The 5345-nt window shown below is 51.3% G+C and carries 5 protein-coding genes; 3 read left to right on the top strand and 2 right to left on the bottom strand.

All coding sequences use genetic code 11. The features are described 5' to 3' along the window. Both R6U67_RS17650 and R6U67_RS17645 read right to left on the bottom strand, forming a co-directional pair. On the bottom strand, window positions 1-695 hold a 695-nt coding region (locus tag R6U67_RS17650), incomplete at its 3' end, for an ATP-binding protein (protein WP_410253764.1). Beyond that, window positions 695-1141 carry a hypothetical protein gene (locus R6U67_RS17645; protein WP_410253763.1) on the bottom strand — a complete coding sequence of 149 codons (447 nt, stop codon included), beginning with the start codon at window positions 1139-1141 and terminating at the stop codon, window positions 695-697. The genes R6U67_RS17650 and R6U67_RS17645, both read right to left, overlap by 1 nt. A 176-nt stretch (window positions 1142-1317) precedes the next feature. On the opposite strand from R6U67_RS17645, the gene R6U67_RS17640 reads away from it, so the two are divergent. The 3 genes from R6U67_RS17640 to cas3 are packed head-to-tail and all read left to right on the top strand — an operon-like array spanning window position 1318 to window position 5215. Next, window positions 1318-2301 (top strand): helix-turn-helix transcriptional regulator, encoded by a 984-nt coding sequence (locus R6U67_RS17640; protein ID WP_410253762.1) that lies wholly within the window; start codon window positions 1318-1320, stop codon window positions 2299-2301. Then, window positions 2298-2945 (top strand): type I-MYXAN CRISPR-associated protein Cas6/Cmx6, encoded by a 648-nt coding sequence (gene cas6 / locus R6U67_RS17635; RefSeq protein ID WP_286186703.1) that lies wholly within the window; start codon window positions 2298-2300, stop codon window positions 2943-2945. Before R6U67_RS17640 ends, cas6 begins: the two co-directional genes overlap by 4 nt. Then, window positions 2942-5215, top strand: a complete 2274-nt coding sequence (gene cas3, locus R6U67_RS17630) for a CRISPR-associated helicase Cas3' (protein ID WP_410253761.1) — start codon at window positions 2942-2944, stop codon at window positions 5213-5215. Before cas6 ends, cas3 begins: the two co-directional genes overlap by 4 nt. The last annotated feature ends 130 nt before the right edge of the window (window positions 5216-5345 follow it).

Raw genomic sequence — 5345 nt, 5'->3', positions numbered from 1 at the left:
AGAGAATAGATTTCCTCAAACTGATCCACAAACACAATCAACGGCGACGTGTGAATCTCCGGTAACAGGGCCGCAATTTTGCGCAAACCACAAAACTCCGGTTCATGTCCCAACATTCCCGATTTCACCGCACAGGGTTTCTCTAACACCGCCAAGAACTCCTCACTTTTGGCGACTGGGGTGGGTTCGTTCGTCGCCACTTTCGCCAACACCATGGCCAAGGCTTCGAGAGGACGATGGCCAGGAATCAGAGTCGCCACCCGCACTGAGTCACAGACGGGGAGGGGATGACGCACCAACTCAGGAATTAAGCCAGCGCGAACTAAAGAGGATTTCCCACAACCCGAGGGACCATAAACCGGCAGAAATCGCAGCTGCTGATTCTGTTCGTAGAGATCCCGCAATTTAGTCCATAGGGTTTTGATTTGGCGATCGCGACCAAAAAAGCGTTGATAATCCCGTTCCTGAAACGCCAACAATCCTTGATAGGGATTCGCCTTGAGTTGAGCGGGAGTTGTCGTTTTTTCCTGAGTCTTGATGACACTCCCATAAATCGTCACCTGATTGTGATCACCCGACAGGAGGAAACTTCCCGCCTGCATCTCCCGCACGTTTAAGGCCGTGCTATCGACCATATTGCCGGTCACTTGGCTATCCTGAGCGGTCTTAATCTCTTGGCGAATCGACTCATTCATCAGAAGTTAACATCGCCTCCCACATTTCCCATTTCACCGACATTGGTGGCTTTACTATTGCTCATATTACCGATTACCTGTCCCCCCTTCATCTCATTAATGGTTTGCTGAATCCCTGGAGAACTGGTATCTTGTTCCGCCTCCGCCAAAATGTTGGCGATCGCCTCTTGTAATTGCGGGTCCTTTTCAATCATTTCAGCTAACTTGGCTTCAAAGGGTTTTTTCCAAGTATCATCCTCAGGATTTTTGGCCAACTCTTCCGCCGCCAGTTTTGCGGACAGTTCCTTCTCTAGCTTGGGTTGTAGAGCGTTCCAGAGTTGACAGGCTCGCTCCCAACCGGCTTGTCCCAGCTCACCAACGCTTCCCACCAGTTCCGACTCGCTCACCTTCTTGAGAAGGGCTGGCAAGTAGGGAATTAATAGACTTGAAACGACAGTAATGTTCATGGTCGATGCCAAAGGTTTTAGGACGGTCTCTCCTCTGATCTTAATCCCGTAGGGGAGACTGTCAATATTTTGGGGTTCCGTTGTTTCACTTCGTTACAGCAAAAAGTTTTATGAACCCGGAAGTATGGCTGCCGGGTTGGGGGTCTACCATGAACCTGATGATTGGTTTTTAGGTCATGCCTCAGTCTCGTCAACTTGAACGTTTCCTGCATATTGATGAACTCTTGCGTCAGGAGTCCCGTTACACGCAGGGGGACTTAGCCAGAGCCTGTGAGGTGAGTCAACGCCAGATTCGAGAGGATCTAAACTTTTTGCGCGATCGCTATGATGCTCCCCTAGTCTACAACCGCAAACAGGGTTGGCATTATACAGATTTGACCTGGCGTTTACCGTCCATTTCTCTGAGTCAGGGGGAATTATTGGCTCTGATGACCGCCTCGCAAACCCTCTCGGGATATGGTGGGGTCTATCAAAAGGAACTGCGATCGGCTTTAGATCAATTAGGGAAACGGCTCCCGGAACAGTCTCGTATTGATTTGCAACAACTGGCCCATGAACGGATGATTTTTGCCCCCAGAGCCAGTTTAAGTCTCGATCCTGAAATTTGGTGCACAGCGGTGACCGCAACTCAAACCTCTCGCCGCCTTTGGATGCGCTATTTCACCGCCTCTCGTCGTCGGGAAACTGAGCGAGAGTTTGATCCCTATGTCATCCATATATCTCGGGTCAATACGATCTACTTAATTGGCTATTGTCATTGGCGACAAGAGATTCGCTGGTTTCGTCTGGATCGGATTCGTGAGATTCAGCTTCTGGAAACCCCCTTTGAACGCGATCCGACGTTTGACGCTCGTCAATATCTCAGCCAGATTTTTCAGGCGGAGGTGGGGGGTGACCTTTGTGAGGTGGTTGTCGATTTCGATTCACAAACGACTCCATTTGTCAAGGAGCGTCAGTGGCATTCCAGTCAAGAGATTGAACTCCACGGCGATGGCTCAATGACGCTGCGGTTGACGGCGACGGGGTTAAATGAGATTAAACGTTGGCTGCTGGGGTATGGTTCGGGGGCGATCGCGCGTCACCCTCCTGAGTTGGTGAAAATGCTGCAAGATGAGACGGACGTAATGGCCCGACAGTACGAAACGGGAGGTTTTGAATGATGAACTACTTAGAATTGCAATTTGGACTTCGAGGAAAAACCCTTCCGGCGGATCATGGGTATTCTCTCTATTCCGCCTTAAAACAAACCGCCCTCAATGGGGAATCTCTTCCTCCCGAGGTTCTACTCTGTAGCGTTCCGGGGGTGGGCGATCGCAACGGGACTATTTTTCTGACTCGTTCCTCTCGTTTGCGATTGCGTTGTCCGGCGGAACAGGTGCAACAGTGGTATCGCAGTTTGCAAAATGTTGTTCTCGATGTTCGAGGTCATCTCGTGCGTTTAGTTCAGCCCCGTATGTCCCTCCCTCAACCCAGTCCCAGCCTGCGATCGCGTCTGGTCACCTTCAAACTCAAACAATGGAACCATCAAGAGGTTCCCGTCCATTTTCTCGCCTCCTGTCAGCAAGCCTTGCAAGCCTTAGACATTAAGGGAGAGGTCTATATTGACAGTAACGCCGACGGAGACTTAGCCCTGAGAGCCTTACAAGTTCATCATCGCAATATTTTAGGCTTTGGCATCTCTGTCGAAGGATTAAACGACGAGGACTCCCTCAAACTCCAATGTTCAGGCCTAGGAGGTCGTAAACACTTCGGTTGTGGCTGGTTTTATCCCATCAAGACGACTGGCGAGGACTTATCCCAATGAACAGAAACAGAACTCAACTCATACCCGATCGCCTGCTCGCGAAATCCCTTGAAGGCTCCTGGAGTGGCTCGTATAGCCTGGTGGGTCATACCGCTGATGTCGTCAAGGCGGTGACGCTGTTGATTGACCATCTCGGCGATCGCCTCAGCCAACAGTTTACCCTCAACGGGAATCTGGACGAGTTCAAAAAAACAGCCCGATTGGCCGCCTATTTCCATGATTGGGGGAAAGCTAACAATCACTTTCAGGGAGTCGTCCGCCAAAGGATGTCCCACGCTCACCCCAAACGCAATCCCAGAGTCCATCCCCAACTGGTCCGTCATGAAATCTTTTCCATGTTTCTGGTATGGGAGTTTCGGGAATGGCTGCAACAGGCCGATGGGGATTTTCTGACCGCCTTAGTTGTGGCCGGCGGTCATCATCTCAAGCTAGGGGGGAAAGGCGGCGCAAAAACCAATGATTTCGGTGAAATTCGTTGGGGATGCGGCGATGATCACATGAGGTTCTATTGCGATCATCGTAACTTCAAAGGTTTATTACGTTTTGGAGTCCGTCATCTCGGTTGTCCGGCGCAACTCAGGCTCTCTCGTTGCCCCAAGTTGCATTGGTCTCTGGCAGATTTGAAGGCACAACAGAACGCCATTCTCCAAGAGGCGTTGTTGGATTGGCAGCCTAATCTGGTTGGGCTGGCTCTTTTGAAAGCCATACTGGTGGCCGGGGATTCCATCGCCTCGGCGATCGCCGGCGGTGATGTTCAGCCGATTCAAATTGAGGATTGGCTTGAGCAAGCCCTCAACTGTACCCTAAGGGAAGCGGATCTCGATCGCATTATTGAACAGGGGTTAAACGGAAATCCCCCCCGTCCGTTTCAGTCAAAGCTGGCTGATGCACCTCGGATGGCGATCGCTCAGGGAGGATGTGGCATGGGTAAGACCCTTGGCGCCTACTTCTGGGCCAAACGTCATGGAATTAACCGCAAGTTATTTTTCTGTTACCCCACCACCGGAACCAGTACCGAGGGCTTTCTGGACTATGTTCAGGATGAGGTGAACGCCATTTTACGCCATTCTCGGGCAGATGTTGATTTAGACCTAGCGCGCACGGGAGAAGAGGAAGAGGCCGGTGATCAGATCGTCAATGAAGCGGCTCTCAAACTCCGCTCCTTTGATGAATATGGCGCCAAGATCATCGTGGCTACGGTTGATACCGTCTTAGGATTGATGCAGTGCCATCGCCGTCCCCTCTATAGCTTTCCGGCGATCGCCAATGGAGCCTTTGTGTTCGATGAGGTTCACTGTTACGACAATCGCTTGTTTGGTGCATTATTGCGGTTTCTAGAAACTGTGAAAGCTCCGGTTTTGCTGATGTCTGCCTCCTTTTCACCCTCGCAACTGGCGGCGATCGAACAGGCGGTGGGTCACCGAGTCCCCATGATTCCAGGACCCATTGACTTAGAACAACAACCTCGATATCGCTTTGAGCTTACAGATACCCCGAATTGGCAGCGAGTTGAAGCGGAACTGACGGCTGGGGGTCAAGTTTTGTGGGTCTGTAATCAAGTCAGCACGGCCATTGAGGTCTATGAGGAGGCGCAAGAACGGGGGTTGAAGCCGTTGCTCTATCACAGTCGCTTTCGCTATGAAGACCGCGTTAACCATCATCGAGCCGTGGTTAAGGCATTTAAAGAGGGGGAGCCAGTTTTGGCGATCGCCACTCAAGTTGCAGAGATGTCCCTGGACTTATCCGCTACCCTCTTAGTGTCTCAACTGGCGAAACCGGCTGCTTTAATCCAGCGGTTGGGACGCTTGAATCGTCGTTACTGTGGCTCTCCACGGGATGCCCTATTTTACCCCGATGATAAACGCTTTCCTTACAGTCGAGGGGAGCGCGAACAGGGACAAGTCATGGTCACTCGTTTCTCCGGTGATGTTAGCCAATGGGATTTGGCGCAATGGTTAGCACAACAAGATCAGGTTCTGACACCTGAGTCCGATTCCGTCTGGTTGGATGGCCAGTGGCGGACTTATCCAGGTCAATTGCGAGATACTGGGGTGACGGTGACGGCCTTACTCGAACAAGATCGAGACCAGTTCCAGGCTAAGACAGCCAAGCTAAATCGTTATACGGTTCCCTTAGTGGCTAATGTTAAACAAGTCAGTCAATGGGAGCGGTTTCGAGGTTATCCCATTGCACCAACCGCGCAGTGGTCATACTCTCGTGAAAAGGGGGCAGTTGCTGTGCCAACGTCTTCAGGAGATAATACAGCATGACTGAAATGAGGCTTTCACTTTTAGATCCCAATACCTTACTACCCCACCGCGCCGGAATTGCCGGTTTAGCCCTAGCCTTGGAGGGATTATCTCCCGATGAAGCCCCGGTGAGTTGGCAAGTGAGTGAAGA

Origin of the sequence: Sodalinema sp. (genome assembly GCF_046483825.1) — a bacterium.
GTDB lineage: Bacteria > Cyanobacteriota > Cyanobacteriia > Cyanobacteriales > Geitlerinemataceae > Sodalinema.
This window is presented reverse-complemented; position numbering and strand designations above follow the sequence as displayed.